22 protein-coding genes and 1 pseudogene are annotated in these 25,725 nt (G+C 75.1%); 11 read left to right on the top strand and 12 right to left on the bottom strand.

Annotated elements, in window-relative coordinates; genetic code table 11:
• Positions 1 to 42: 42 nt before the first annotated feature.
• From ACH4OW_RS03095 to ACH4OW_RS03065, 7 genes and pseudogenes are all read right to left on the bottom strand, one after another.
• A complete protein-coding gene (locus tag ACH4OW_RS03095; protein WP_398024523.1) occupies positions 43 to 489 on the bottom strand; it encodes a hypothetical protein in 447 nt (148 codons plus the stop codon).
• Between the two features lie 149 nt (positions 490 to 638).
• Complete coding sequence (locus tag ACH4OW_RS03090) at positions 639 to 1,724, bottom strand: Zn-dependent alcohol dehydrogenase (RefSeq protein WP_398024521.1); 1,086 nt, start codon at positions 1,722 to 1,724, stop codon at positions 639 to 641.
• Positions 1,725 to 1,765: 41 nt separating this feature from the next.
• The gene (locus ACH4OW_RS03085; RefSeq protein ID WP_398024519.1) at positions 1,766 to 3,184 is read right to left on the bottom strand and encodes an aldehyde dehydrogenase family protein; all 1,419 of its coding nucleotides are present in this window, start codon (positions 3,182 to 3,184) and stop codon (positions 1,766 to 1,768) included.
• 125 nt (positions 3,185 to 3,309) lie between these two features.
• Positions 3,310 to 4,233, bottom strand: coding sequence for an NAD(P)-binding domain-containing protein (locus ACH4OW_RS03080; RefSeq protein WP_360128230.1), 924 nt, complete (start codon positions 4,231 to 4,233; stop codon positions 3,310 to 3,312).
• A 138-nt stretch (positions 4,234 to 4,371) separates the two neighbouring features.
• Positions 4,372 to 5,142: a class I SAM-dependent methyltransferase gene (locus tag ACH4OW_RS03075; RefSeq protein WP_398024517.1), complete on the bottom strand. Its 771-nt coding sequence runs from the start codon at positions 5,140 to 5,142 to the stop codon at positions 4,372 to 4,374.
• A gap of 137 nt (positions 5,143 to 5,279) precedes the next feature.
• Positions 5,280 to 6,401: pseudogene (locus ACH4OW_RS03070) on the bottom strand (MFS transporter); the annotation flags it as partial.
• An 81-nt stretch (positions 6,402 to 6,482) separates the two neighbouring features.
• Positions 6,483 to 7,895: a CitMHS family transporter gene (locus ACH4OW_RS03065; RefSeq protein ID WP_398024515.1), complete on the bottom strand. Its 1,413-nt coding sequence runs from the start codon at positions 7,893 to 7,895 to the stop codon at positions 6,483 to 6,485.
• A gap of 257 nt (positions 7,896 to 8,152) precedes the next feature.
• Here ACH4OW_RS03065 and hmgA point away from each other — a divergent pair, with 257 nt between their 5' ends.
• From hmgA to ACH4OW_RS03050, 3 genes are all read left to right on the top strand, one after another.
• Positions 8,153 to 9,478, top strand: coding sequence for a homogentisate 1,2-dioxygenase (hmgA, locus tag ACH4OW_RS03060; RefSeq protein ID WP_398024513.1), 1,326 nt, complete (start codon positions 8,153 to 8,155; stop codon positions 9,476 to 9,478).
• A 41-nt stretch (positions 9,479 to 9,519) separates the two neighbouring features.
• Positions 9,520 to 10,269 (top strand): GntR family transcriptional regulator, encoded by a 750-nt coding sequence (locus tag ACH4OW_RS03055; protein WP_360128245.1) that lies wholly within the window; start codon positions 9,520 to 9,522, stop codon positions 10,267 to 10,269.
• Positions 10,270 to 10,382: 113 nt separating this feature from the next.
• Positions 10,383 to 10,823, top strand: coding sequence for a spore germination protein GerW family protein (locus ACH4OW_RS03050; RefSeq protein WP_398024510.1), 441 nt, complete (start codon positions 10,383 to 10,385; stop codon positions 10,821 to 10,823).
• A gap of 33 nt (positions 10,824 to 10,856) precedes the next feature.
• Here ACH4OW_RS03050 and ACH4OW_RS03045 read toward each other — a convergent pair whose 3' ends face one another.
• The gene (locus tag ACH4OW_RS03045; protein WP_398024508.1) at positions 10,857 to 12,218 is read right to left on the bottom strand and encodes an MFS transporter; all 1,362 of its coding nucleotides are present in this window, start codon (positions 12,216 to 12,218) and stop codon (positions 10,857 to 10,859) included.
• A gap of 162 nt (positions 12,219 to 12,380) precedes the next feature.
• On the opposite strand from ACH4OW_RS03045, the gene ACH4OW_RS03040 reads away from it, so the two are divergent.
• Complete coding sequence (locus tag ACH4OW_RS03040; RefSeq protein ID WP_398025212.1) at positions 12,381 to 13,649, top strand: type ISP restriction/modification enzyme; 1,269 nt, start codon at positions 12,381 to 12,383, stop codon at positions 13,647 to 13,649.
• Positions 13,650 to 13,696: 47 nt separating this feature from the next.
• Positions 13,697 to 14,905 carry a CaiB/BaiF CoA transferase family protein gene (locus ACH4OW_RS03035; RefSeq protein ID WP_398024506.1) on the top strand — a complete coding sequence of 403 codons (1,209 nt, stop codon included), beginning with the start codon at positions 13,697 to 13,699 and terminating at the stop codon, positions 14,903 to 14,905.
• Between the two features lie 30 nt (positions 14,906 to 14,935).
• On the opposite strand, the gene ACH4OW_RS03030 is transcribed toward ACH4OW_RS03035, so the two are convergent.
• The 3 genes from ACH4OW_RS03030 to sigK form a co-directional block, all read right to left on the bottom strand.
• Positions 14,936 to 15,199: a hypothetical protein gene (locus tag ACH4OW_RS03030; RefSeq protein ID WP_360128257.1), complete on the bottom strand. Its 264-nt coding sequence runs from the start codon at positions 15,197 to 15,199 to the stop codon at positions 14,936 to 14,938.
• A gap of 128 nt (positions 15,200 to 15,327) precedes the next feature.
• Positions 15,328 to 16,158: an anti-sigma factor gene (locus tag ACH4OW_RS03025; protein WP_398024504.1), complete on the bottom strand. Its 831-nt coding sequence runs from the start codon at positions 16,156 to 16,158 to the stop codon at positions 15,328 to 15,330.
• Complete coding sequence (gene sigK, locus ACH4OW_RS03020; RefSeq protein WP_360128262.1) at positions 16,155 to 16,709, bottom strand: ECF RNA polymerase sigma factor SigK; 555 nt, start codon at positions 16,707 to 16,709, stop codon at positions 16,155 to 16,157. Before sigK ends, ACH4OW_RS03025 begins: the two co-directional genes overlap by 4 nt.
• Positions 16,710 to 16,921: 212 nt before the next feature.
• Between sigK and ACH4OW_RS03015 the strand changes: the two genes are divergently transcribed.
• Genes ACH4OW_RS03015 through ACH4OW_RS03000 form a run of 4 tightly spaced genes read left to right on the top strand, consistent with a single transcriptional unit; the run spans position 16,922 to position 22,862 of the window.
• The gene (locus ACH4OW_RS03015) at positions 16,922 to 18,505 is read left to right on the top strand and encodes a DUF4331 domain-containing protein (protein ID WP_398024501.1); all 1,584 of its coding nucleotides are present in this window, start codon (positions 16,922 to 16,924) and stop codon (positions 18,503 to 18,505) included.
• A gap of 11 nt (positions 18,506 to 18,516) precedes the next feature.
• A complete protein-coding gene (locus ACH4OW_RS03010; RefSeq protein ID WP_398024499.1) occupies positions 18,517 to 19,857 on the top strand; it encodes a hypothetical protein in 1,341 nt (446 codons plus the stop codon).
• Positions 19,854 to 21,326 (top strand): nickel transporter, encoded by a 1,473-nt coding sequence (locus tag ACH4OW_RS03005; protein WP_398024497.1) that lies wholly within the window; start codon positions 19,854 to 19,856, stop codon positions 21,324 to 21,326. The genes ACH4OW_RS03010 and ACH4OW_RS03005 overlap by 4 nt, the downstream gene beginning before the upstream one ends.
• Before the next feature lie 45 nt (positions 21,327 to 21,371).
• A complete protein-coding gene (locus ACH4OW_RS03000; RefSeq protein WP_360128273.1) occupies positions 21,372 to 22,862 on the top strand; it encodes a serine/threonine-protein kinase in 1,491 nt (496 codons plus the stop codon).
• 62 nt (positions 22,863 to 22,924) lie between these two features.
• Here the strand turns inward: ACH4OW_RS03000 and ACH4OW_RS02995 are convergent, their stop codons facing one another.
• A complete protein-coding gene (locus ACH4OW_RS02995; protein ID WP_360128276.1) occupies positions 22,925 to 23,731 on the bottom strand; it encodes an SGNH/GDSL hydrolase family protein in 807 nt (268 codons plus the stop codon).
• A gap of 277 nt (positions 23,732 to 24,008) precedes the next feature.
• Here ACH4OW_RS02995 and ACH4OW_RS02990 point away from each other — a divergent pair, with 277 nt between their 5' ends.
• Entirely contained in the window at positions 24,009 to 24,512 is a 504-nt protein-coding gene (locus ACH4OW_RS02990) for a hypothetical protein (RefSeq protein WP_398024495.1), read from the top strand.
• 1 nt (position 24,513) lies between these two features.
• Entirely contained in the window at positions 24,514 to 25,608 is a 1,095-nt protein-coding gene (locus ACH4OW_RS02985) for a GNAT family N-acetyltransferase (protein ID WP_360128282.1), read from the top strand.
• Positions 25,609 to 25,725 lie beyond the last annotated feature (117 nt).

Below are 25,725 nucleotides of genomic sequence, written 5' to 3'. Positions count from 1 at the left end.
GCCGCGGGGAGCCCGGCCCGCCGCCCGGCGGCCGTACAGCGGTCACGTACCGGCCGCGCCCAAGTACCGCCGCAGCCCCACGCATTCGAGCGCAGCGAACACCGCGACCACCGCCGCGCCGAACGCCAGGAACACGGAGCCGAAGGCGGTGAGCGGCAGCGGGCCGGAGAAGGCGAGCAGCAGCATCGCCACGCAGGACAGGCCGTTGACCACGACGACGGCGGCGGCCGGGCCCTTGGGGATACGCGGATAGCCGGCGATGAGGGCGACGGCAGCGGCGGCGCCCAGCATGGCGACACCGGACGGCACCGACCAGGTGGTCGGCAGGCCGAGCGGTGCGCTGAGCGGTCTGCCGCCGGCGAGCAGGACGACGCCGAAGGCGGCGGCACTCCAGGCGTCGATACGCAGGACCGTGCGCAGCAGGCCGGCCGCGCCCGTGCGGGCCACCGGTGCGGGTCGGTGCGCGGTCGCGGAGCTGGTGGGGCTCATACGGGTCTCCTCACTCCGTGGGCGGTCCCGGCGGGACCGGGCCGTTGCGGGAGACGATGCCGCCACCGGAGCCAGGGCCTCAATTACCTGCGAGGTCATGGCCTTGGTGACCGTCGGCGGACGCGCCGGCCACTGGCGGACCGCGCGCCTCAGAAGACGACCAGCGCCCGGCCTCCCCTGCCCTCCCGCATCGCCTGGAACGCGGCGGGGATGCCGTCGAGGCCGATGCGCTCGGTGACCATGCCCGCCAGGTCGAGCGCCCCGCTGCGGACGTGTTCGGCGATGCGGGGCAGGTCCTTCGCGGGGTCGCTGTTGCCGTAGACGCAGCCCGACAGCGTACGGCCGAAGTAGAAGAGTTCCAGGGCGGAGAAGGCGACCTGCTGGTCCTGGCCGCCGATGCCGACGACCGTGGTGCGGCCGCCGCGCCGGGTGGACGACCAGGCCGTACGGATGGTCTCCGCCCGGCCGACGCACTCGATCGCGACGTCGGCGCCGTATCCGCCGGTGAGTTTGCGTACGCGCTTCGCGGTGTCGTCGGAGGCGGCGAGGAACTCGGTGGCGCCCGCCGCACGGGCCAGTTCCTCCTTGGCCGGGGACACGTCCACGGCCACGATCGTGCCGGCGCCCGCGATCCGCGCGGCCTGGAGGGTGGCCAGGCCCACGCCGCCCACGCCGAACACCACCACCGACTCCCCCGCGCCGACCCGCGCGCTGTGGTGCACGGCGCCCCACCCGGTCAGCACCGCGCAGCCCAGCAGCGCGGCGTCGGTGAGCGGGACGCCGGCCGGCAGCGGCAGGGCCGCGTGCGCCGGGACGACCGTCTCCTCGGCGAAGGCGGCGGTACCGAGGCCGGGGTAGAGGTCGCTGCCGTCGGCGGCGAGCCTGGCGTACGGGGCGCCCGCCGCCTTTCCTGCGTCGGCGCACAGCCACGGCTCGCCCAGTCCGCAGAAGTGGCAGGCGCCGCAGGCGGGGGCCCAGTTCAGGACGACCCGGTCGCCCGGGGTGAGGGTGCCGACGCCCGCGCCGACGGCGGTGACGGTGCCCGCTCCCTCGTGGCCGAGGACGGCGGGGGCGTGCTGCCGCAGCGTCCCGTCGGACAGCGACAGGTCGGAGTGGCAGACGCCGGCCGCCGCGAGGCGGACGCGCACCTGCCCGGGCCCCGGGTCCGGCAGTTCGATCTCGGCGACCTCCAGTGGGGCGCCCACGGCGGTCAGTACGGCGGCGCGGGTGGTCATGGCGTACGCGACTCCCTCTTCTGTCGGAACTGCGGGGGCTGTCAGAGCTGGAGGGACTTGGTCTGGAGGTATTCGCTCAGGCCGTGCCGCCCCAGCTCCCGGCCGAAGCCGGACTGCTTGTAGCCGCCGAACGGCGCGAGCGGGTTGAAGCGCCCGCCGTTGATGTCCACCTGCCCGGTGTCCAGGCGGCGGGCGAAGGCGACCGCCTCGTCGGTGCCGGCGGCCCAGACCGCGCCGGCCAGGCCGTACACGGTGCCGTTGGCGATCCGTACCGCCTCGTCCTCGTCCGCGTACGGCAGGACCGCGACGACCGGGCCGAAGATCTCCTCCTGCGCGATGGCCATGCCGGGCGTGACGTCCGCGAAGAGGGTCGGGCGGACGTAGTAGCCCCGCTCGCGGCCCTCGGGGGCGTCCGGGCCGCCCGCGACGACGCGGGCGCCCTCCGCGACGCCGCGCTCGATGTAGCCGCGCACCCGGTCGCGCTGCGCGGCGCTGACGACCGGGCCGAGCCGGCTGGCGCCGTCCAGCGGGTCGCCCGGCACGTACTTGGCGACGGCCGCGGCGGCCAGTTCCAGCGCCTCGCCGTACCGGTCGGCGGGGACCAGCATCCGGGTCCAGGCGCTGCACGTCTGGCCGGAGTTGGCCATGACGTTGGCGATGCCGACGCCCACGGCCCTGCCCAGGTCGCCGCTGGGCAGCACCACGTTGGCGGACTTGCCGCCGAGTTCGAGGGCGCAGCGCTTGACGGCGCCGCCGGCGATGGCGCCGATCTTCCTGCCGACGGCGGTGGAGCCGGTGAAGGAGACCAGGTCCACGTCCGGGTGCCCGGCCAGTGCCTGGCCCGCGACCGGGCCCAGCCCAGTGACGAGGTTGAAGACGCCGGGCGGCAGGCCCGCTGCGGCCACGCACTCGGCGAAGAGCTGCGCGACCAGCGGGGTGTCCTCGGCGGGCTTGAGGACGACGGTGCAGCCCGCGGCGAGGGCCGGGGCCACCTTGGCGACGATCTGGTGGAGGGGGTAGTTCCAGGGGGTGATCGCGCCGACGACGCCGACCGGTTCGTGCAGGACGGTGGAGTTGCCGATCTTCTCCTCGAACGTGTACGAGGCGGCCAGTTCGGCGTACGAACCGGCCACCGCGACCGGGACGCCGGCGTGCACCGCCTTGCTGAAGGCCAGCGGCGCGCCCAGCTCGGCGGTGACCGTCGCGGCAATCTCCTCGGCGCGGGCGGCGAGTTGGTCGCGGAGCGCGGCGAGGCGGGCGGCGCGCTCGGCGGGCGCGGTGCGGGCCCAGGCGGGCAGGGCGGCGCGGGCGGCCCGCACCGCCGCGTCCACGTCCTGGGCCGTCCCGGCGGGCACGGTGGCGATGACCCGTTCGTCGGCCGGGTTGACGACGTCGATGGCGTCCGGGCCCGCGGCGGGCCGCCAGCTTCCGTCGATGTACATAGCGTCGTGCTGCTTCACGTCGTCGCCCTCCCGCACCGGCTGCTGTTCCGTGAGCCCCGAAGGTACCCGCGAAACCCCAAACTAGCGGCGGTAGTTTTGAGCCGCCAACCCCACGCCGGCCACCGGCGCCGCAGGGGACCGGGTCACGCGGCCGGCGCGCGCATCGTCTCCGTGATCCGGACGAACTCCGCTCCCCCGTGACCGGCGGCGATCGTGCGGTCCATCAGCGCCTTGAGCGCGTCCAGCACGTCGGTGTTGACGCCGCGGTCCCGCGACGCCTCGACGATGTGCCCGACGCCCGCCGCCTCCATGGAGAGGCTGCCTTCCCCCGCGCCGTCGAGCCGCCCGGCGTCCAGGTCGCCGGCCATCCCCTCGGCGAGGGCCGGGAAGATCTCCACGATCACCCCGAGGTAGCCCATGAGGTCCTTGGCGGTGACCCCCTCCGCCCCGGCCAGGGTGAAGGCGTGCGCGAGGCCGGCCATGCCGGAGTAGAAGAAGCTGAGCATCGCCAGGTCGTAGACCGCCGCGACGCCGTGGTCGGCGCCGAGGTAGGGCGCGCGACCGCCCAGCGCCTTGAGTGTCTCCTCGTAGGTGTCGAAGGCCCGCCGGGAGCCGCTGTAGAGCACCATCGCCGCGGGGGTGCCGACGACGGGCGTCGGCACCATGATCGAGCCGTCGAGGTAGTCGATGCCGTGCCCTGCCGCCCACTCGGCGGCGCGACGGGAGCGTTCCGGGGTGTCGGAGGTGAGGTTGACCAGGACGCGTCCGGCCAGGTCGGCGCCGACCGGCTCCAGGATGCGGTGGGCGACCTCGTAGTCCAGGACGCAGACGACGACCAGCGGGCTCGCGGCGACCGCTTCGGCGACGCTGCCGGCCCGTACCGCGCCCGCGGCGACCAGCTCGTCGGCCTTGGCCGCCGAGCGGTTCCACACGGTGGTGGGGTGGCCGGCCTTGAGGAAGGCGCCGGCCAGCGCCCGGCCCATCGCGCCGAGTCCGAGCACGGTGACCGGCGTACGGTCCGCCGCGCCGGCGGCAGGGGCGGACGGGGTGGCGGGGGTGATTGCCATGGGGGCTGCTCCATCGGTCCGGCGGGCCCGGCCCGGTGCCGGGCCCGTCTGTCACCACCACCCTGCCGAGCCGCGCTTACGGATCACTTCGGGTCCGCTTCGGGTCCGCTTCGGTCAGGCCGGAAACGGGCCCGGAGGTCAGCAGCGGGCCGTCAGCAAGGGCTGGAAGTAGCCGTCGGCCGCCGGCTCGTGCCACACCAGGCGTTCGAACCCGGCGGCCGTGCCGAAGGCGGTGACCTGTTCCCTGGTCAGGGCCCAGGAGGTGGCGCGACGGCTGCGTACCTCCCAGGTGCCGCCGCGCGGCAGCAGCTGGATGAGGTCGAAGTCGTAGTGCTCGCCGTCGTCGTGCCACTCCCACAGTTGCAACGTGACGGCCCGGCCGCCGTCGGGGGTGCGGGCGACGCGGGGCGGCAGGACTTCCGGGTGCTCGCGGCGGGCCTCATCGTAGGCGCGCATGCCCAGCAGGAGCAGGCCGCCGGGGCGCAGCACCCGCCGCATGGAGCCGAGGGCAGCCCGGACGTCCTCGGGGGTGGTGAGGAGGGCCAGGGAGTTGTCGGCGCACACCACCGCGTCGAACCGGGCGTCGGGGAAGGGGAGCCGGCGCATGTCGGCGGCGGCCACCGGCAGACGCAGGCCGCGGGCGGCCGCTTCGTGCGCCGCGCGGGCCGCCGCGACCGGGCTCAGGTCGGTCCCCGTGACGGCGTGGCCGGCCGCCGCCAGGCCGATCGCCTGGGTGCCGATGCCGCAGGCGCAGTCCAGCAGGGTGTGCGGCCGGTCGCCGAGCGCGGCGCGCACGTACGCGTCGAGGGCGCGCCCCTGCTGGGCCACGGCTGCGGACCAGTCCGGGTACAACAGGTCGTAGGTGGGCGCGAGTTGGTTGAAGAACCGTTCCAATGGCGGGTCGGGCATGGGGTCACGATAGTGCGGCGGGCAGCGGCCTTCACCGGGTGGCGCGGGTTCCGTCGCCGGGGGCGGACAGCGGGGGGTCCGGGGGTGTCTTCCGGGCCGCCGCCGGTTCTTTCCGGGTGCGGCGGGCCGGGGTTGCGGTTTTCCGTGCGGGCGGCGGTGGCCGCGGAGACCAGGAGCAGGGCGCCGAGCATCGCGAAGGGGGCCGCGGTGCCGGCCAGCCCGGCCAGCAGGCCCGCGGTGGCGGGGGCCGCGACCTGGCCGAGGCGGTTGCCGGTCAGGCGCAGGGCCAGTGCGGTGCTGCGGGCCGCTTCGGGGGCGGCCTGGACGACCGTGGTCATGGACAGCGGCTGGCCGACGCCGAGGCAGAAGCCGAGCGCGGCGAGCATCACCGCCATGGCCCAGACGGGCGCGGGCAGGGTCAGTCCGGCGCAGAGCAGGCCCGCCAGCGCGCTGCTGCCGGCCATCAGGGCGGTGCGTCCGAGCAGGCGGATCAGGGGCGTCATGACGAGCCGGCAGGCGACCGTGGCCGCAGCCCGCAGGCTCAGCAGCAGGCCGACGGTGGCGGGCGCGACGCCGCGGGCCTCCCCGATGACGGGGAGGTAGGCGGTGAGGATGTCGGTCGCGGAGAGCACCGCCAGGCTCATGAAGATCCCGGCCGCGACGCCCCGGGTGCGCAGGATGCCGCGTACGGAGGGCGGGGGCGCCGCCGCTTGCGTACGGCTTTGGCGGACCGCGCCGCGGCCGGCGCCGCCGGGGCCCTGGCCGTGCTCCAGGCGCCACAGCGACCCGTACGAGAGGGCGGCGAGGGCTCCGGAGACCAGGAGGGCGGTGGCACTGGTGGCGGCCATCGCGTCGGCGTGCCCGGAGACGAGCAGCCCGGCGGCGGCCGGGCCGACGAGCTGGCCGAGGGAGGCGCCGATGGTGAAGTGACCGAAGTTGCGGTCGCGTTCGCCGGGGGCGCTGCGGCGCGCGACGATGGACTGGGCGCCGATGACGAAGCACAGGTGGCCCAGGCCCATCACCCCGCTCCAGGCGGCCATCGCCGGCAGGGAGCCGGCCACCCCGCTCAGCGCGCAGCCGCCGGTGATCAGGGCGACGCCCGCGACGAGCAGGGGTGCGCAGCGGCCGTGGTCGGTGCGGCGGCCGAGCGGCACGGCCACCAGCAGCGGCAGCAGCGCGTACACCGCCGTGATCACACCGACCGCCCGTTCGTCGGCGCCCAGCGCCAGCGCCCGGTAGGAGACGGCGGGCCGGGCCATGCTCACCGCGGACTGGGCACAGGAGAAGGTGATCACCAGGCGCAGCAGCCAGCCCCGGCCGGGCGTCGCGGCGTCCACGGGTCAGATGATCCCGTACAGCAGTCCGGCGGCGAGGACGACCAGGGAGGTCAGCACCGCCCACTTCACGGTGAACCTGGTGTGGTCGCCGAACTCCACCTTCGCCATGCCGACCAGGACGTAGACGGCGGGGACCAGCGGGCTGGACATGTGCAGGGCCTGGCCGACGAGCGAGGCGCGGGCGATCTCCAAGGAGCCGACGCCGTGCGCGGCGCCCGCTTCGGCCAGGATCGGGACGATGCCGAAGTAGAAGCCGTCGTTGGACATGAAGTACGTGAGCGGGATGCTCAGCACGCCGGTGACGATGCCCATGTGGGGGCCGAGCGCGTCCGGTATGCCGTCGACGAGCCAGCGGGCCATGTGCGCGACCATGCCGGTGCCGGTGAGGACGCCGGTGAAGACGGCGGCGGCGAAGACCATGCCGGAGACGTTCAGGACGTTCTCGGCGTGTGCGGCGATCCGGGCCTTCTGGTCCTTCATCTGCGGGAAGTTGACGGTGAGCGCGGTGGCGGCGCCGAGCAGGAAGAGCACCGGTATGGGCAGCGTCTGGAGGACGAGGAGGGTGAGCAGTGCGACGGTGAGCGCGGCGTTGAACCAGTAGAGCCTGGGGCGGAGGGTGGCGCGGTGCGGGTCCAGGCCCTGGAAGTCGTCGTCGGCGCCGGCCGGGGAGCCGGTGGCGGCCGGGGAGCCGGAACCGGTCGCGGAGCCGGACTCCGTGCCGCCGGTGGGCGCCGTGCCGCTGCCGCCGCCCGCCGTGGCGAGCACCGGCTCGGCCTTGGCCTCGGCCTCGTCGAGCGTGAGCAGGCCGAGCCGCTTGCGCTCCCGCCGCCCCAGGACGTACGCGAGCAGGAAGACCGCGACCAGGCCCGTGGCCAGCGCCGGGACCATGGGGACGAAGATGTCGCCGGCGTCCAGCTTGAGCGCGGTGGCGGCGCGGGCGGTCGGGCCGCCCCAGGGGACGGTGTTCATCACGCCGTTGGCGGTGGCGGCGACGCCGGTCATGACCACCAGGCTCATCTTCAGGCGGCGGTAGAGCGGGTAGAGCGCGGAGACCGTGATCATGAAGGTGGTGGAGCCGTCGCCGTCGAGCGAGACGATCGCGGCGAGCAGCGCGGTGCCGACCACGACCCGCACCGGGTCCGCCTTGCAGAACCGCAGGATGCCCCGGACGACCGGGTCGAACAGCCCGACGTCGATCATCACGCCGAAGTAGATGATGGCGAACATCAGCATCGCGGCGGTCGGCGCCAGGTCGCCCACGCCCTTGAGGACGTACTCGCCCAGGTGGGCCCCCTTGCCCACCAGGACGCAGAACAGCGCCGGGATCAGGATGAGCGCTGCCATCGGTGACATCTTCTTCATCATGATCAGCACCAGGAAGGTGGCAATCATGCCGAATCCGAGGATTGTCAGCATGCGGGTACCTCACGTTCGCCCTTGAACACCGCCGGAACGGCGGTCGAGGCGACGCTAGGTGGCCGAAACTTTCGTTAACAAGGTCTTGACGCGCGAGCAATACGAGCAAAACGCGAGGCCATGAGCGCGGCGTGGGGCGTTTTCCGGGGCGGTGCGGCCGGCGGCAGGGTGGCCGAGAGTCTCCGTTGACGGGCCGGGCCCGCAATCCTAAGGTCCTCCATAGGATTGCTGGATCCCCTGAGCGGCGGGAGCGCGCGATGACTGGCACGGGCAACGAGCGGGCGAGAAAGACGGCCGAGGGGCTCGCGTACTCCTCCGGCTTCGGCAACGAACACAGCTCCGAGGCGGTCACCGGCGCCCTGCCGGCGGGCCGCAACTCCCCGCAGCGCGCCCCCCTGGGCCTGTACGCGGAGCAGCTCAGCGGCAGCGCCTTCACCGAGCCGCGCGCCCACAACCGCCGCACCTGGCTCTACCGCATCCGCCCGTCCGCCGCGCACCCCGCGTTCGTACGGGCGGACAACGGCGCGGTGCGCGGCGCGCCGTTCACCGAGACCGCCCCCGACCCCAACCGCCTGCGCTGGAACCCGCTGCCCGCGCCCGAAGGCCCCACCGACTTCCTGGCCGGGCTGTGGACACTGGGCGGCAACGGCGACGCCACCCAGCGCACCGGCATGGCCATCCACCTGTATCACGCCAACGCCTCCATGGAACGGCGGGTGTTCGGCGACGCGGACGGCGAGCTGCTGATCGTGCCCGAGCACGGCGGCCTGCTGATCCGCACCGAGCTGGGCCTGCTGCGCGCCGAACCCGGCCATGTCGCGCTGATCCCGCGCGGCGTCCGCTTCCGCGTCGAACTGCTCGACGCCACCGCCCGCGGCTACGTCTGCGAGAACTACGGGCAGCCCTTCCAGCTCCCCGACCTCGGCCCGATCGGCGCCAACGGCCTGGCCAACGCGCGGGACTTCCTCGCGCCGGCCGCCGCCTACGAGGACGAGGAGGGGCCCTTCGAGGTCGTCAACAAGTTCTGCGGCAACCTCTGGAAGGCGACGTACGACCACTCGCCGCTGGACGTCGTGGCCTGGCACGGCAACCACGTTCCGTACGTCTACGACCTGCGCCGCTTCAACGTCATCGGGTCGATCAGCTACGACCACCCGGACCCCTCGATCTTCACCGTCCTCACCTCGCCGTCCGACACCCCCGGACTGGCGGGCGTGGACTTCGTGGTCTTCGCGCCGCGCTGGCTGGTCGGCGAGGACACCTTCCGGCCACCCTACTTCCACCGGAACGTGATGAGCGAGTACATGGGCCTGGTCGAGGGCGCCTACGACGCCAAGGCGGAGGGCTTCGTGCCGGGCGGCGGCTCGCTGCACAACATGATGTCCGCGCACGGCCCGGACCGGGAGACCTTCGACCGGGCCAGCGCGGCCGAGCTGAAGCCGCAGAAGATCGACGACGGGCTGGCGTTCATGTTCGAGACGCGCTGGCCGGTCACCCTCACCGGGCAGGCCGCGGGCGCGGACCACTTGCAGAGCGGCTACGACGGGGTGTGGCAGGGTCTTGAGCGCCACTTCCGTCCCTAAGAGCCTGCGCCCAGGCCCCGGCCCCTGATACGGAGTCGTCCGTGACCACCTTCGCCCCCGACTCGCTCGACCTGAACCGCAAGCTGCCGCTGTGGTACCAGGTCTCGCAGTCGCTGCGCGCGTCCATACTCGGCCGCTCCCCCGGCGCCCCGCTGCGCCTCCCGACCGAGGACGCGCTCGCCGTCCACTACGGCGTCAGCGTGCTGACCATGCGCCAGGCGCTCAAGGAACTGGAGGCGGAGGGGCTGATCAGCCGGCACCGCAGGCGCGGCACGTTCATCGAGCCGAGCGCCCGGCGCGGCGCGCCCGTGCGGCTGCTCGGTTCGGTGGACGCGATCGTGGCCCAGCAGTCCGGCATGAGCACCGAACTGCTGGGCCACGGGACGGCCGGCGTGCCGGCCGAACTGGCGGAGTACTTCCCCGGCCTGGCGGAGGTGGCCACGTACCGCAGGCTGCGCAGCGACGAGAAGACCGGCGAGCCGACGAACCACGCGGAGAACTTCGTGCACCCGGACGTGGCCGCCCGCGTCGACCTCGCGGACCTCGCGCGCTGGCCGATGACGAAGGTGCTGCGGGACGCGGTGGGCGTCTCCATCAGCCGGATCACCGACACGGTCGAGGCGCGGCTGGCCGACCCGGCGACCGCCAGGCTGCTCCAGGTGCCGCTGCTCAGCCCGATCCTGCACTACACGGGCATCACGTACGACCAGGAAGGCCGGGTGGTGGACGTCGCCCGCATCCACTACCGGGGCGACCGCTTCTCCTTCACGGTCACGCTCGACGCGCACTGAGCAGCGTCCTCCGGCCTCCGCGCGGACAGGGGCCGGGCCCGCGTGCAGGACATTCCGGCAGACCCCGCCCGTACCGACCGGCACCGCCCCAAGTCCCGCCCAGGAGGCACCCCGTGACCACCCCCGACCGTACGTCCCGCCACAAGCAGCCCGGCCCGCCGGCGGACATCACCACCGCCGGCGCCGCCGTCCCCCCGCTGGAGCGCCTGGCCGAGGAGATCAGCAGCCGCACCTCCGCGACGGTCGTCTACGGCGAGCCCGTCACCGCCGCGGGCGTCACCGTCATACCCGTCGCCGAGGTGAGCGTCGGCTTCGGTTTCGGCTTCGGCGGTGGTGCCGAGCGCCGGACCGGGACGGCGGGGGCCGGCGAAGGCGTGGCGGGCGGCGGGGTCAAGGCCCGTGCCCGCGGCTTCGTCGAGATCAAGGACGGCACCGCCAGGTACCGGCGGCTCCGGAGTCCCTGGCTGGACGCTGCCGTACCGCTCGCCGCTCTCCTGACGGGCATCGCCCTTCCGCACCTCGCACGCCGCCTTGCGGGGCGCCGCACCGGGTGAGCGAAGGGGCACCAAGCGCGCCCCGGGCGGGCGTCATATGCGCTCCAGGCTGCGGCCCGTGCTGCGCGGGCCGAGCAGCGCCACGTCCAGGCACAGCAGCCCCATCAGCACCGCCGAGCCGGTGAAGACGGCGCCGGGCCCCAGACCGTCCAGCACGCTCAGCGCGACGAACGGCAGCACCACCGAGGTGAGCCGGGACAGCGAGTAGGCGATGCCGATCGCGCTGCTGCGCAGGCCGGTCGGGAAGATCTCGGTCTGGTAGACGTGGAACGCGTTGGAGAAGACGTTGCTGCACACGGTCAGCGCGAAGCCGGCGCTCACGATCAGCCAGCCCGCGCCGGCGAAGCCGAAGGCCAGGCCGCTCACCGCCATGCCCAGCGCGGCGGCGATGATCAGCGTCTTGCGCTCGATCCGGTCGATGAGCGGCACGGACAGCGCCGAGCCGAGCGGGTAGCCGCAGAAGCTCAGGGCGGCGTAGCTCAGCGACGCGGTGACGGTGTGGCCCTTGGCGGCCAGCACGACCGGCGCCAGCGACCCGAAGCCGTAGTAGCCGACGGTCTGGAGGACCTGGAAGATCCACCACATGACGGTGCGCCGCCGCTGGTCGCCGCGGAACATCGCGCCCAGCGGGACGCGGCGCTGCGGCACCTCCGCCGCCACCGCGACCGACGGCAGCGTCTCGCCGGTCTCGCGCGCGACGCGCTCCTCGATGTCCGTGACGATGCGCGCGGCCTCCTCCTCGCGGCCGTGTACGGCGAGCCAGCGCGGCGACTCGGGCAGCCGGGCGCGCATGAGCTGGATGAACGCCGCGCCCAGCGCGCCCGCCACCAGCAGCCAGCGCCACCCCTCGACGCCGAGGAGTTCACGGGTGGCGACCAGGCGCGCGCCGACGAAGGCGGCCACCGGCACGCCGAGGAAGCCGAAGGTGTAGGCCCAGGCGATGTAGCGGCCGCGCACCGCGCGCGGCAGGAACTCGGCGAGGTAGGTGTCCACCAGGACCAGTTCGGCGCCGAGGCCGAGCCCGGCCAGGAAGCGCAGCGCGATCAGCCACTGGGCGTTCGGCGCGAAGGCGGCCAGCAGCGAACACAGCGAGTAAGCGCCCAGGTTGACCAGGAACATCCGGCGCCGTCCGAAACGGTCGGCGAGCACGGACAGCACGTTGGCGCCCGCGAACATGCCGAGGAACCCGGCGGCGATCACCCACGACCTGGTGGTGTGGTCCAGGTGCCAGCGCTCGGCGAGCACCGCGGCCAGCACGCCGCCGAGGAAGATCTCGTAGAGGTCGAAGAAGGCGCCGATACCCACGGTGAAGGTCAGGCGGCGGTGCCAGCGCGACGGCGGCAGCCGGTCCAGCCGGGCTCCCGCCCGCACCCCGGCGAGCTGCGTGGCGGTCATGGCGCTCCTCCCGGCGGACGGCGGCGGCACGGGCCTGCGGGCGTACGGCCAGGACCGTACCCGGCGTTGATCACTCGTAAAAGACCGCCTGCCGGCGTCGCCGTTACGATGCCTCCAGGCGACCGAGCGCACCGAAGGTCCAGGGAGGGCGGCCGCGTGACGGTGACACAGGCCACGGGCAGCGGCGGCGGCAGGCTCGCGGCGGCGCCCCGGCTCGACGACCTGATGCCCTGGTCGGCCGCGCCGCTGCGGCTCGGCCGCGGCTGGGTGATGGCCCCGGACTCCGCCTCGCTGCGGGCCCGCTGGGCGGCGCTGCACGAGGCCGGGGACGACGCGGCGCGCGAGCGGCTGTTCCGCCCCAGCCGCGCCCGTACGCTGCGGACGGCCGTGCCCCAGTTGCCCGGCCAGACCACCCCCACCGGCCGGCTCGCGCACACCGGCGGGCCGTGCCCCGAGCCGGTGCGCGTCCTGCACGGCCCGTTCGACCGGCAGTGGCTGCTGCCCGACCACCGGCTGATCGACAGCGCCCGCCCCGAGCTGTGGCGGGTCGCGGACGCGCGGCAGGTCTTCGTGGTCGAGCAGGGGCACGTGCCGCAGTCCGCGGGCCCGGCCCTGGTCGCCTCGGCGCTGCTGCCGGACGGCCGCTCGCCGGCCGGGCGGCCGGGCCGCATCCGCCCGCTCTACCGGCGCCCCGGCGGCCGCGAGCCCAACCTCGCCCCCGGGCTGGCGGAGCTGCTCGCCCGGCGCCTGGACCGGCCGGTCGGCGCCGCCGGGCTGCTGGCCTGGACGGTGGCGAGCGCCCGGCCCTCGCCGTCCGGCGCCGTCGTACCGCTGACCGCCGACGCCGGGGTGTGGGAGGACGGCGTCGCGCTGGGCGAGCGGCTGCTGTGGCTCCAGACGCGGGGCGCGCGGGGTGACGGGACGGCGTACGGGGCGCGTGCGGGCGACCGCCCTCGTATGCCCGGCGGGCGGCGCCCCTACGTGCGCGCGCCGCTGCCCGCCCGCGGGCTGCCCGACGGCATCTCCTACCTGCCCGACGAGGAAGCGCTGCTCCTCGGCCCCGGGCGGGTCTCCCCCGTGCCCGCCGCGGCCTGGGACTACGAGGCGGGCGGCGTACGCGTCCTGGAAGCGTGGTTCGAGCGCCGGACCGCTCCGGCCGCAGACCCGGAGAGCCTGGAGGCGCTGCGGCCTGCCGCCTGGCCCCAGGAGTGGACCACCGAGCTGCTGGAGCTGGTCTCGGTGCTCGCCCTGCTGGCCGAACTCCGCCCGGCGCAGGAAGCGTTGCACCGGCGCACGGCGGACGGGCCGCGCGTCGAGGCGCCGGAGCTGCGCGCCGCGGGCATCCTGCCGCCGCCCGGCACGGCCCGCCGCCCCGCCTCCGTCCTGGACCACCACGAGGAGGGACCCGGCGGGCAGTTCGCCCTCCTGTGACGCGGTCGGCGTTGCCCGGCGGGCGCGGACGGGTAGGTGCTCCGACCATGGACCCCACTCCCCCGCCGCAGCCGCCGCCCCTGGAGGGCATCACCGTCGTCGCCGTCGAGCAGGCCGTGGCCGCGCCGTTCGCCACCCGGCAGCTCGCCGACCTCGGCGCCCGGGTCGTCAAGGTCGAGCGCACCGACGGCGGCGACTTCGCGCGGACCTTCGACACCTCGGTGCGCGGGCTCGCCTCGCACTTCGTGTGGGCCAACCGCGGCAAGGAGTCGCTGGCGCTGAACCTGAAGGACCCGCGCGGCCGCGACCTGCTGGAACAACTGGTCGCCGGGGCCGACGTGTTCGTGCAGAACCTGGCGCACGGCGCGGCCGCGCGGCTCGGGCTGGACGCGGCGGCGCTGTGCGCCCGCTTCCCGCGCCTGGTCGCCGTCGACATCTCCGGCTACGGCGCCGCCGGCCCGTACGCGCACAAGCGGGCCTACGACATGCTCGTGCAGTGCGAGGCCGGGCTGGTCTCGCTGACCGGCACCCCGGAGGAGCCGGCGAAGGCCGGGATACCGGCGGCCGACATCGCGGCGGGGATGTACGCGTTCTCGGGTGTGCTGGCCGCGCTGCTGCGCCGCGGCACGACCGGGCGCGGCGGCCCGGTCGAGGTCTCGCTCCTGGACTCGCTGGCCGAGTGGCTGGGGCACCCGCTCTACTTCGGGATGTACGGCGGCGAGCCGCCCGCGCGTACGGGTGTCGCGCACGCCGTGATCGCGCCGTACAACGCGTACCCGACGGCGGACGGGCAGCCGGTCCTGCTGGCGGTGCAGAACGACCGGGAGTGGCGGCGGCTGGCGTGCCGGGTGCTGGAGCGGCCGGAGCTGGCCGGGGATCCGGCGTTCGCGACCAATGTCGCGCGGGTCGGCAACCGCGACGAAACGGACCGGGTGGTGGGTGCGGCGCTGGCCGGGATGGGGGTGGCCGAGGCCGTGCGGCGGCTGGAGGAGGCGGACATCGCGTGTGCCCGGCTCAACGGGGTGGCGGAGCTGGCCGGGCATCCGCAGTTCACCGCGCGCGACCGCTGGCGGGAGGTGGGGTCGCCGGCCGGGCCGCTGCGGGCGCTGCTGCCGCCGATCACGCTGCCCGGCGGCGCCGGGCCCGTGATGGGGGACGTCCCGGCCCTCGGCGAACACACCAACGCGCTGCTGGGCGCCCTCGGGCTGACGAGCGAGCGGATCGCAGCGCTGCGCCGGGACGGTGTGGTCGCCTGAGGGACCGGGTCGTCAGGCTGCCGTGACGCGTCAGCCGCGGCCGCCGAACAGCGACCGGCGCAGCCTGCGCAGCGGAGCGAACAGCGACACCCTGGCGCCGCGGCTCGTCCTCGTGCGCGTGTGGTCACGAGCGGTGAGCTCCTGCATCAACGAGGTCGCGCCCTCCGTCTCCCGCTGCGGGACGGCAGGTCCGCCCAGCACCGCGAGATGGCGGTCCAGCCGCGCGCTGGACGCGCCGCTTCCGCAACTGATCGCAGGCACTCGCGGCCTGCTGCGCATTGCTATCTGTTCCATGACTCTCCCCACCCGTACGAGGGCACCCGGCCCGGGCAGGGTAACCCTATCTCTCTCCCGCGACACGCGCGCGGCCTGGTCATCAGGATTCACCTGCCCCGCACCGACGTTGACGGCCACCTTACGGATCACGCCCGGCCGAGGGCGAGTTGGACGAGTACCGAGGTCGTGGGCCTGTCGGAGCCGCCGTCCGGTTCCAGCGTGACCGCGAGCCGGTCCGGCAGCCCCGCGGCACCGTGCCGAAGATCACGTACGACGGCGGGGCCCGCGACGCGGTACCAGGGCTGGTACGGCAGCAGCCCGGCCGGGCGGGCCGTGCCGGTGCCGTCGCGCAGCTGCCACAGCTGGTACACGTACCCCTCGGGCGGCGGCGGCAACCCGGAGGCGTTCACCACGGCCCGGTCCAGCGAGGCCGACTCGACCGCGCTCAGCGAGCGCCCGCCGACCGGGCGGCCGGCGACGGCCAGCGCGTCCGGCGCGGCCAGGACGGCGTTCACCTCCTGCGCCGCGGCCCGCTGTTGCTCCAGCTCGCCGTCCGTACGGGCGAGCTGGACGGCGAGCAGGGCGACGGCGGCGAGGCTCAGCGCGGCGACGGCGACGGCGATCCGGGTGCCGCGGCGCGCGGCGGCACGGCCGGGCACCGGTGCGGGAACCACGACCGGACCGACGGGTTCCGCAACCGGGACCTCCTGGGGGACGGCGCGCGCGGCCGCCAGCACGCGGTCGCGCAACCCGGCGGGCGCGGGCCGGGCGGCGGCCTGCGCCAGCCAGGTGACGTCCTCCGTCAGGCGGCGCAGCTCGGCCGCGCAGCCGGCGCAGCGGCGCACGTGCCGCTCGAAGCGGCGGCGTTCGCGCGGGGCGAGTGCGTCGAGCGCGTAGGGCGCGGCCAGGTCGTGCGCTCCCCGTGCGCCGGCGCGCAGCGCGTCGCGCAGGGCCGCGTACGGCGGGCGACGGCTCACCGGACGCCCGCCAGGCAGTCGCGCAGCCGCGCCAGCCCGTCGCGCAACCGGGACTTGACCGTGCCGAGCGGTACGGCCAGCCGACGGGCCACCTCGCGGTGGGTGTAGCCGTCGTAGTACGCCAGGGTGACCGACTGGCGCTGCAGCACGGTGAGCCGTTCCAGGCACCGGCGCACCCACTCGCGTTCGAAGGCCCCCTCGACCGCTTCGGACACCTCGTCGAAGGCGGGCGCCACGGCCCGCCGCGCGGCCCGCGCCTCGCGCTCGCTCGCGGCCCGCGCCGAACGCACCCGGTCCACCGCGCGGCGGTGGGCGAGGGTGAGGATCCAGGAGTGCGCGCTGCCGCGCAGGGGGTCGTACCGGCCCGCCCCGCGCCAGATCTCCAGCAGCACGTCCTGCGTCACCTCCTCGGCCTGCGCGCCGTCCCGCAGCACCCGCCGGGCCATGCCGAAGACGGGCGCCGACACCAGGTCGTACAGCTCCGCGAACGCGCCGTGGTCACCGCGCGCGATCAGGGGCAGCAGCGCCTCGGCGCTGCGCCCGGCAGCCATTCGGGACTCCACGCGGCCTCACCCCGCTCCGTCCGGACCGGACATTGTCCCTCCGGGGCGGGCCCGGGGCGAGAGGCGCGGCGGCCGGGTCGCGGCGCCGGGAAATCGGGACCCATCCACCGGGCGCGCGGCCCCGAATAGCCGCCACAGCGCCGGACCGGCGGGCGTCCGCCGGTCCGCTCCGACCCGCACACGCCCGAAGGACCCACACGATGACCGCCACCACGAGCACGAGAAGGACCGGCAGGACCACCAAGGCAGGCAAGGGCGGGAAGGCCCGCAGGACCGTCGCCGTGCTCGCGTGCGGCTCGCTGGTCACTGCGGGCGTCGCGGGCGCGGCCGCAGGACCGCTCGCGAACCGCTCCGCGCAGGCCTCCAGCCACCGGGAGGCCCCGCAGATCTCCGGGCAGCCGGAGTACGACACCACGGACGTGTACGCCTACCAGAGCCCCGACAAGCCGGACACCACGACGCTGACGGTGAACTGGTGGCCCTTCGCGGAGCCGGCGGGCGGCCCGAACTTCTACAAGTTCGCCGCCGACGCCCAGTACGACGTGCACGTCGACAGCGACGGGGACGGGCAGGGCGACCTGGTCTACCGGTGGACCTTCAAGGACCACTACCGCAGCGGCGACACGTTCCTCTACAACACCGGGCAGGTCACGTCCCTCGACGACAAGGACCTGAACTTCTACCAGACGTACGACATCGACCTGCTGCGGCTGAAGGACCAGAAGGTCGTCTCCAGCACGAAGATCGCGAACGACCTGGTCGCCGCGCCCTCCAACGTGGGCAAGGCATCGATGCCCGACTACCAGAAGCTGCGCGACCAGGCGGTGCGCCCCCTCGCGGGCGGCGCGCAGTCGTTCGCCGGCCAGGCGGACGACCCGTTCTTCCTGGACCTGCGCGCCTTCGACCTGCTGTACGGCGGCGACCTCTCGGAGGTCGGCCGGGACACCCTCAAGGGGTACAACGTGCAGTCCGTCGCCCTCCAGGTGCCGACGAGCACCCTGCGGCAGTCGGCCGCGCAGCCGGTGATCGGCGTCTGGTCCACCACCCAGCGCAAGAACGCCTCCGGCGGCTGGTCCCAGGTGTCGCGGCTGGGCAACCCGCTCGTCAACGAACTGGTCGTACCGCTCAAGGACAAGGACCGCTTCAACGCGTCCGCGCCCTGGAACGACGCGCAGTTCCTGAAGTACGTCACCGACCCCGAGCTGGCCCGGCTCATCGAGAAGATCTACGGGATCAAGGCGCCGGCCCTGCCCCGCAAGGACCTGGTCCAGGCGTTCCTGACCGGCATACCGAAGCTGAACCAGCCGCCCAACGTGCGCCCGGCGGAGGCCCTGCGGCTGAACACCGCCATCGCGCCCACGGCCCAGCCGAAGCGCCTGGGCGCCCTCGACGGCGACAACGCGGGCTACCCGAACGGCAGGCGGCTCACCGACGACGTCGTGGACATCTCCCTCCAGGCGGTGATGGGCGAGCTGGTGGGGCAGAAGAACGACCTGGGCGACGCGGTCGACGCCAACGACCGGGCCTTCGGCAAGACCTTCCCCTACCTGGCGCTGCCCGCCTCCGGCTCCGAAGGCCCGCTCGCCAAGAAGGGCGGCAGCGGCACGAGCGGGCAGGACCAGGGCGCGGTGAACCAGTCGTCGGGCTCGCGGACCGGGCTCCGGCCGCAGGACGACGACACCGTGCTGATCGTCTCCGCCTCGGCGGGCGCCGCCGGGCTCGCGCTCGCCGGCCTGGGCCTGCTGTGGCTGCGCGCCAACCGCCGACGGCACGGCGAGCGTTGAGGGCCCTCGTGATGTCCGGGAGCGTGCGCGGCCGGTTCGCCACCGCCGTCCTGACCGTGCTACTGGCCGGCGCGATCACGGTCGGCGGGCTCGCCCTGGACGGCGCCGGCGGCCGGGCACCCGCCCTCGTGCCCGTGCCGCCGGCGGCCGACGTGCCGGTGGGCCGGGGCGCGGCGGCCGGGCTGGCCGGCACGGTGGCCGCCCTCCAGTCGCGGCTGCGCGAGCAGCCGGGGGACTGGGCCGGCTGGGCGCAGCTCGGCGCCGCCTACGTCGAGCAGGCCCGTACGACCGGTGACCCGACCCGCTACCCGCAGGCCGAACGCGCCCTCGCCCGCTCGCTGGCGCTCCGCCCGCACGGCAACGACGCGGGGCTCGCCGGGCGGGCCGCGCTCGCCGCGGCCCGGCACGACTTCCGTGCCGCACTGCGGGACGCCGACGCCGCGCTCGCGGTCAACCCGTACGGCGAGCGGGCGCTGGCGGTCCGCGTGGACGCGCTGGTCGAACTCGGCCGGTACGACGCCGCCGCGGCGGCGGCACGGCACGCCGACACGGTGCGTCCGGGCATTCCGTCCTTCACCCGGCTCGCGTACGTGCGGGAGCTGCGCGGTGACACCGAGGGCGCCCGGAGGGTGCTGGGGCAGGCCCTGCGGTCCGCCGCGCGGCCCGACGACCTCGCGTACGTCGCCACGGCGCTCGGCCATCTCGCGCGCGGGCAGGGCCACTACACCGCGGCCCTGCGCCACTACGCGACCGCGCTGCGCGCCGTCCCCGGCCACCTTCCCGCCTTGGAGGGGCAGGCCCGCACGTACGCGGCGCGCGGCGAACTCGGCACGGCGGCCCGCAAGCTGCGCGAGGTGGTACGCCGCTACCCGCTGCCAGGGCCGCTGGCCGCGCTCGGCGAGGTGTACGAAGCGCGCGGCGAACGGGCCGCCGCCGCGCGGCAGTACGCCCTGGCCGCGACCTGGGTAACCCTCGCACGGGCCAACGGCGTGGCGGTGGACCTCGACACCGCGCTGGTCGCCGCCGACCACGGCGACCGCCTCGCCGCACTGCGCGCTGCCCGCGCTGAGTGGGCCCGCCGCCACACCGTGCACACCGCCGACGCCCTGGCCTGGGCCCTGCACCGCACCGGCCGCGACCGCGAGGCCCTGCCCTACGCGCTGCGCGCCGCCTCGCCCGGCTACCGGGACGCGGCGTTCCGCTACCACCGGGGCATGATCGAGCGCGCCCTCGGCCGAGACGCCGACGCCCGCCGCAGCCTGTCCGCCGCGCTGCGCCTGGACCCCGGCTTCTCGCCCACGGGTGCGGCCGCCGCCCGGTCCGCGCTGGCCGCCCTGGAGGCCGGACGATGAGGAGGCGTACGGCCGCCTTGCCGGCCGTGGTGTCCGCGGCCGTACTGCTGGTGCTCGCGCCGGCCGGTTCCGCGGGCGCGCACCCGCTCGGCAACTTCACCGTCAACCGGTACGACGGGCTCACCGTCCGGCCGAGCGAGCTGCGCGTGGACCACGTCGAGGACCTCGCCGAGATCCCGGCCGCGCAGCAGAAGGACCGCATCGACCGGAACCGGGACGGGACGGCGGACCGTGCCGAGCTGGCGGCATGGGCCCGGGAACGGTGCGGGCAGGCGGCGCGCGGCAGCGGGCTGACCGTGGACGGGCGCCCGGAGCGGCTGCGGACGGCGGGCGCCACCGCCGCCGTCCGGCCCGGCCAGGCCGGGCTGCCGACGCTGCGCCTGGAATGCCGGCTGACCGCGCGGCTGCCCGCCGACGGCCGCGCCGCCCTGCGGTTCCGCGCGGCCGGCGGCGACGGCGGGCCCGGCTGGCGGGAGGTCACGGCGCGCGGCGACCGGACCCGGCTCACCGCGTCGGACGTGCCGGCGGAGTCCGTCTCCCGCCGGCTGACCGCCTACCCGCGCGACGTGCTGGCGTCACCGCCCGACCGGCGGTCGGCGGCCGTGCGCGCCGAACCGGGCGGGCCGCCGCTCTCCGGCGCGGCACCGGCGGCCGGCCCGTCCGTACTGCCGCGCGGCGCGGACCGCTTCACGCGGGCGCTGACCGGGCTCGTCGCCCGGCACGACCTGACGCCCGCCTTCGCGGCGCTCGCACTCGGCACCGCGCTGCTGCTCGGCGCTCTGCACGCCCTCGCGCCCGGGCACGGCAAGACCATGATGGCGGCGGCAGCGGCGGCCGGAGGGCGGGGTTCGCGGCGGGACGTGCTGGCGCTGGGCCTGTCGGTGACGGTGACGCACACGCTCGGGGTGTTCGCGCTGGGGCTGCTGGTCACGACCGGGTCGGCCGCCGCGCCCTCCGTGGTGGCCTGGCTCGGTGTGGCCAGCGGGGCGCTGGTGGCCGGGGCCGGCGCGGTCCTGCTGCGCCGCGCCTTGCGCCCGCGCGGGCGCCGGCACGCGCACGACCACGGCCACGCGCACGACCACGGGCATCCGCACCACCACCCCCGCGCCCGCCCCCGCACGAAGCGCCCCGGCCTGCGCGGCACGGTGCTGCTCGGCTTCGCCGGCGGGCTGGTGCCGAGTCCCTCCGCCGTCGTGGTGCTGGTCGGCGCCGCCGCCCTCGGCCAGGCGTGGTTCGGCTTCCTGCTGGTCGTCGCGTACGGCGCGGGGCTGGCCTGCGCCCTGGCCGCGGCCGGGCTGCTCGCGGTACGGCTGACGCTGCGGCTCGGGGAGCGGCTGACCGCCGGGCGCGGCGCCGGCGCGCGGCTGCTGGCGCGGGCGCACCGCCTGGCGCCCGTCGCCACCGCCGCCGTAGTACTGCTGCTCGGCTGCGGATTGTTGCTCAAGGGGGCGGCAACCACGCTGGGTTGAGGTACGTTTCCCACCGAATCGCTCTCTTGCGAGGGGGGCTCGTCCATGAGCGAGGATCCAGGCGGTGCGGAACCCGGCGGCGAACGGGATGGCGGGGACGGCGCGCGGCTGCTGGCCGGGCGCTACCGGCTGGCCGACGAGCTGGGCCGGGGCGGCATGGGCGTGGTGTGGCGGGCCCGGGACGAGGTGCTGGCCCGCGAGGTCGCCATCAAGGAAGTACGGGCCCCGCGCGAGCTGACGGCGCAGGAAGAGCAGATGCTGTACGCGCGCCTGGAGCGGGAGGGCCGGGCCGCCGCCCGCATCTCGCACCGCAACGTGGTGACCGTCTACGACGTGGTCTCCGAGCAGGGGCGGCCGTGGATCGTCATGGAGCTGGTGCGCGGCCTGTCGCTGGCCGAGGTGCTGGACGCCGAGGGGCCGATGCCGCCGCGCCGGGCCGCCGCGATCGGCGCAGAGATACTGGCCGCGCTGCGGGTCGCCCACGAGGCGGGCGTCCTGCACCGCGACGTGAAGCCGGGCAACGTCCTGCTGTCCAACGACGGCCGGGTGGTGCTGACCGACTTCGGCATCGCGCGGGTGGCGGGCTCCTCCGCGCTGACGATGACGGGCGAACTGGTCGGCTCGCCCGAGTTCCTGGCGCCGGAGCGGGCGCTGGGGCAGCAGGCGGGCCCCGAGTCGGACCTGTGGTCGCTGGGCGTGACACTGTACGCGGCCGTGGAGGGGCACTCGCCGTTCCGCCAGGACACCCCGCTGACCACGCTGCGCGCGGTGGTCGACGAGCAGCTGCCGCCGCCCCGCCTGGCGGGGCCGCTGACGCCCGTCCTGGAGGGGCTGCTGCGCAAGGACCCGCGGGAGCGGCTGGACGCGGGCGCGGCGCAGCGGATGCTGGAGGCGGTCGCGGGCGGCGGTACGCCCACGGTGGTGGTGCCGCCAGGCGCGTACCCGCCGGCGATGGCTGACGACCAAACCCGTACGGGGTACGGCCCCGCCACCCCGATGCCGCCGCCGGTGCCGCCGGCCGGGGCGCCGGGCACGGACACCACGACGACGGCCGCGGCCGACCGGGAGGCCGAGCGGCGCCGGCGGCGGTCGGTCCGGCTGCTGGTGGCGGGGGCCCTGCTCGCGGCGCTGGCGGCGGGCGGGGTGGCGTACGCGCTCCTGGACGACGGCGGTACGCCCGACCGCACGCCGGGCAGTACGACGGGCGGCGGGGGTTCCGGCGGAAACACCGGCGGCGGTGGCGGTGGCGGTACGAACGGAGGCGGCGGCGCCACACCGGGGAGCACGTCGCCCGGCAGCACCTCCGCCGCCACCACGCCGCAGGGCACCACCCCGCCCGGCCGTACGTACCCCGGCACCACGCCGCCCGGCCACACCTATCCCCGTACCACCCCGCCCCGCCCGACGTCCTCGGCGCCGCAGCCCACCGAGCCCACCACGTCCGCTCCCACGACGGGCGGGGCGACGACCGGGGGCGGGGCAACGGACGGCGGGACGTACGGGGGCGGTACCGGCGCGACGGGCGACGGCGGGTAGCCGCACGAGGAGGCCCCGCCCGTGACGGCGGGGCCTCCTCGGTGCGCGGGCGGGGCGCCGGGTCAGGCGGCGGAGCCGAAGACGGGCAGGTATCCCCTGGCCTGTCCGTTGACGGTGGGATGGTAGGAGTTCTCCACGGGGAGGGTGACGCTGTGCAGCCAGGGGGCGCCGGAACAGATCTCGTGCCCGGCGAAGGTCGTGTTGACGTCCCCGAAGGCGAAGCCGTGGTCGGCGGCGCGCTTGGCGGTGACGGCGTTGATGTCGTCGGCGGCGGCGTTTATGGCCGCCCGGGACTTCTCGGAGAGGCCGACGGAGCAGCTGCCGCCGAGCTTGTAGAAGCGCGGGTAGCCCAGGACGACGACCTGCGCCGAGGGCGCCCTGCCGTCGATGGCGTCGTAGACCTGGTCCAGCTTGGCCGGCAGCGTGTCCCTGACGTACGCGCGGGCCTGCGCGATCCGGGCCAGGCAGGCGGACTCGCCCTGGAGGGCGCAGGTGGTCATGGTGTCGGCGAAGCCCGCGTCGTTGCCGCCGATGGTGATGCTCACCAGGTCGGTGCCGGCGTTCAGCGGGGCCAGCTGCTTGGCCAGCACGTCTCCCGTGCGGGCGCCCGAGCAGGCGGTGAAGTCGAACTTCGCGGGGTCGTTGGCGGCGGCCCACAGGGCCGCGTAGGACTTGGCGCTGCGCTTGCACGCGCCACTGCTGCCGTAGTAACTGCCGGCTCCCACACCGGAGGAGTAGGAGTCGCCGAGGGCCACGTAATCGGTGGCACGGGGCTGCGGCGCGGACGCGGCGGCGCTCGCGCCGGAGAGCGCGAGCGCCGAGGTGACGAGGAACGCGGACATCGTGGCCGCGCATCGGGACAGTCTCATGGAACCTCCCTGAGCAGGATCTCTGCCACTTCTCATGTAGCAGGACCCATCGGTGCCGGGAAGCGTCGCCGCCGATTGTCACGAGCACGAGTGATCTCCATGGCCGTGCCATGGCCATGGCATGACGCGCATACGGGTGAACGCCGGGGGCTCCCCGCCGCCGCCAAGCACGCTGCGGCCATGGCCCGTTCACGCCTTCTTTGCGTCTTGACGGGCGCGCGCGCCCTGCGCGACATTGAAGCCCGGCATCAGGCGCTTATGGGGGGCCAAGCTGCCCATGCACACCACCATCAACGGCAACGCGCCCAACGGCGGCAGACCGGACCGTGACGGGACCGCGCACGATGGCCCGGGTGACAGCGGGCCGGGCGATCCGGAGCCCGTCACGGACGGCCGGGGCGGCGGCAGGTTCCGCGCGGACACGGCGCCCGTGCTGGCCGGGGCCGCCGTGGCCGTGGGCGGGGTGGGCGCCGTCCTGGCGCTCGCCGACATCGCCTCCCCGCTGCGCGCGCTCTGCGTCCTCGTCTTCCTGCTGCTGGCGCCGGCCGCCGCCATCGCCACGGCGCTGGGCCGGCTGGACCCGCTCGGCCGGGCCGTCGCCGCGGGTGCCGGGGCGCTCGCCGTCAACCTGCTGGTGGCGCAGGCCATGCTCGCGCTGCACAGCTGGTCGGCGCGCGGCGGGGTGGTGGCCGTCGCGGTGCTCAGCGGCATCGTATTCCTAGGGGTCAGCGTGCGGCGCCGGCGTGCCGGCGCCCGTGGACGGGGAAGTCGGACGAACTGACGTGGACATCAGCGTGTACCGCACGGGCGAGTTGAACGGCACCGATCGGGCGGCGTGGAGCACCGTGCAGTCCCAGGCCCATCTGCTGGGGACACCGCAGCTGGCGAATCCTTTTCTCGCCCCCGAGTTCGCGCTCGCCGTCGGCCGCTGCCGGCGCGGGGTGCGGATCGCGGTGATCCGCGAGGACGGCGAGCCGGCCGCTTTCCTGCCCTTCCAGCGCTCGGCGCTGGGCGTCGGGCGGGCGATCGGGCTGGGGGTGTCGGACGCCCAGGGGCTGGTGCACCGTCCCGGCTTCCAGTGGGACCCGCGTGAACTGCTGCGGGCCTGCGGCCTGGCGGTGCTGGAGTTCGACCACCTGGTGGAGGGCCAGAAGCCCTTCGAGACGGCGTCGCTGCGCAGCTTCCCCTCCCCCGTCGTCGACGTGGACCAGGGGTTCGACGCGTACATGGCGCGGCTGCGGGAGCAGTCCCCGAAGTTCATCCGCAGGACCCTGACCAAGGGGCGCAAACTGGGGCGGGACATCGGCCCCGTGCGGTACGTGCACGACGAGCGGGACCCGGTGATGCTGCGCCGGCTGCTCGACTGGAAGTCGGCGCAGTACCGCAGGACGGGGCGCAGCGACCGCTTCGCGCACCCCTGGATCGTCCAGCTCGTCAACCAGCTCTTCCACACCCGCACCGCGTCCTTCGCCGGGCAGCTGTCGGTGCTCTACGCCGGCGAGCAGCCGGTCGCCGCGCACTTCGGCATCCGTTCCGAGCGGGTGCTCTGCTGCTGGTTCCCGGCCTACGACCCGGCGTACGCGAAGTTCTCGCCCGGCCTGACGCTGCACCTGCACATGGCCGAGGGGGCCGCCGCCGACGGGTTGGCCTATGTCGACCTGGGGCGCGGTGAAAAGCAGTACAAGGACTGTCTCAAGACCCGTGAACTGACGGTGTCGGAAGGGTGGGTGGCACGGCGCCACCCGGTGGCCCTGGGCCATCGGGCACATCGCGTCCCGGTACGGGCCTTGCGCAACACGGTGGTGTCCAGGCCGGAATTGTTCGAGCCTGCTGATCGTCTTCTCAAACGGATGGGCCGGATCCGCTCGGGAGGTTGAGGAAGGCACCGCTCCATATTCGCCAATGATGCCAAACGGGATGCGAGGTCGAGGTATTGCCATAGAGTCCCAGTCATCAATACCGTCGTACATCCACCCGCACCGGCCCGTCATGCA

The sequence above is a fragment of the Streptomyces sp. NPDC017056 genome (genome assembly GCF_044332485.1).
Classification (GTDB): domain Bacteria; phylum Actinomycetota; class Actinomycetes; order Streptomycetales; family Streptomycetaceae; genus Streptomyces.
The sequence above is the reverse complement of the archived record's forward strand: the minus strand, read 5'-3'. Positions and strand labels throughout refer to the sequence as shown.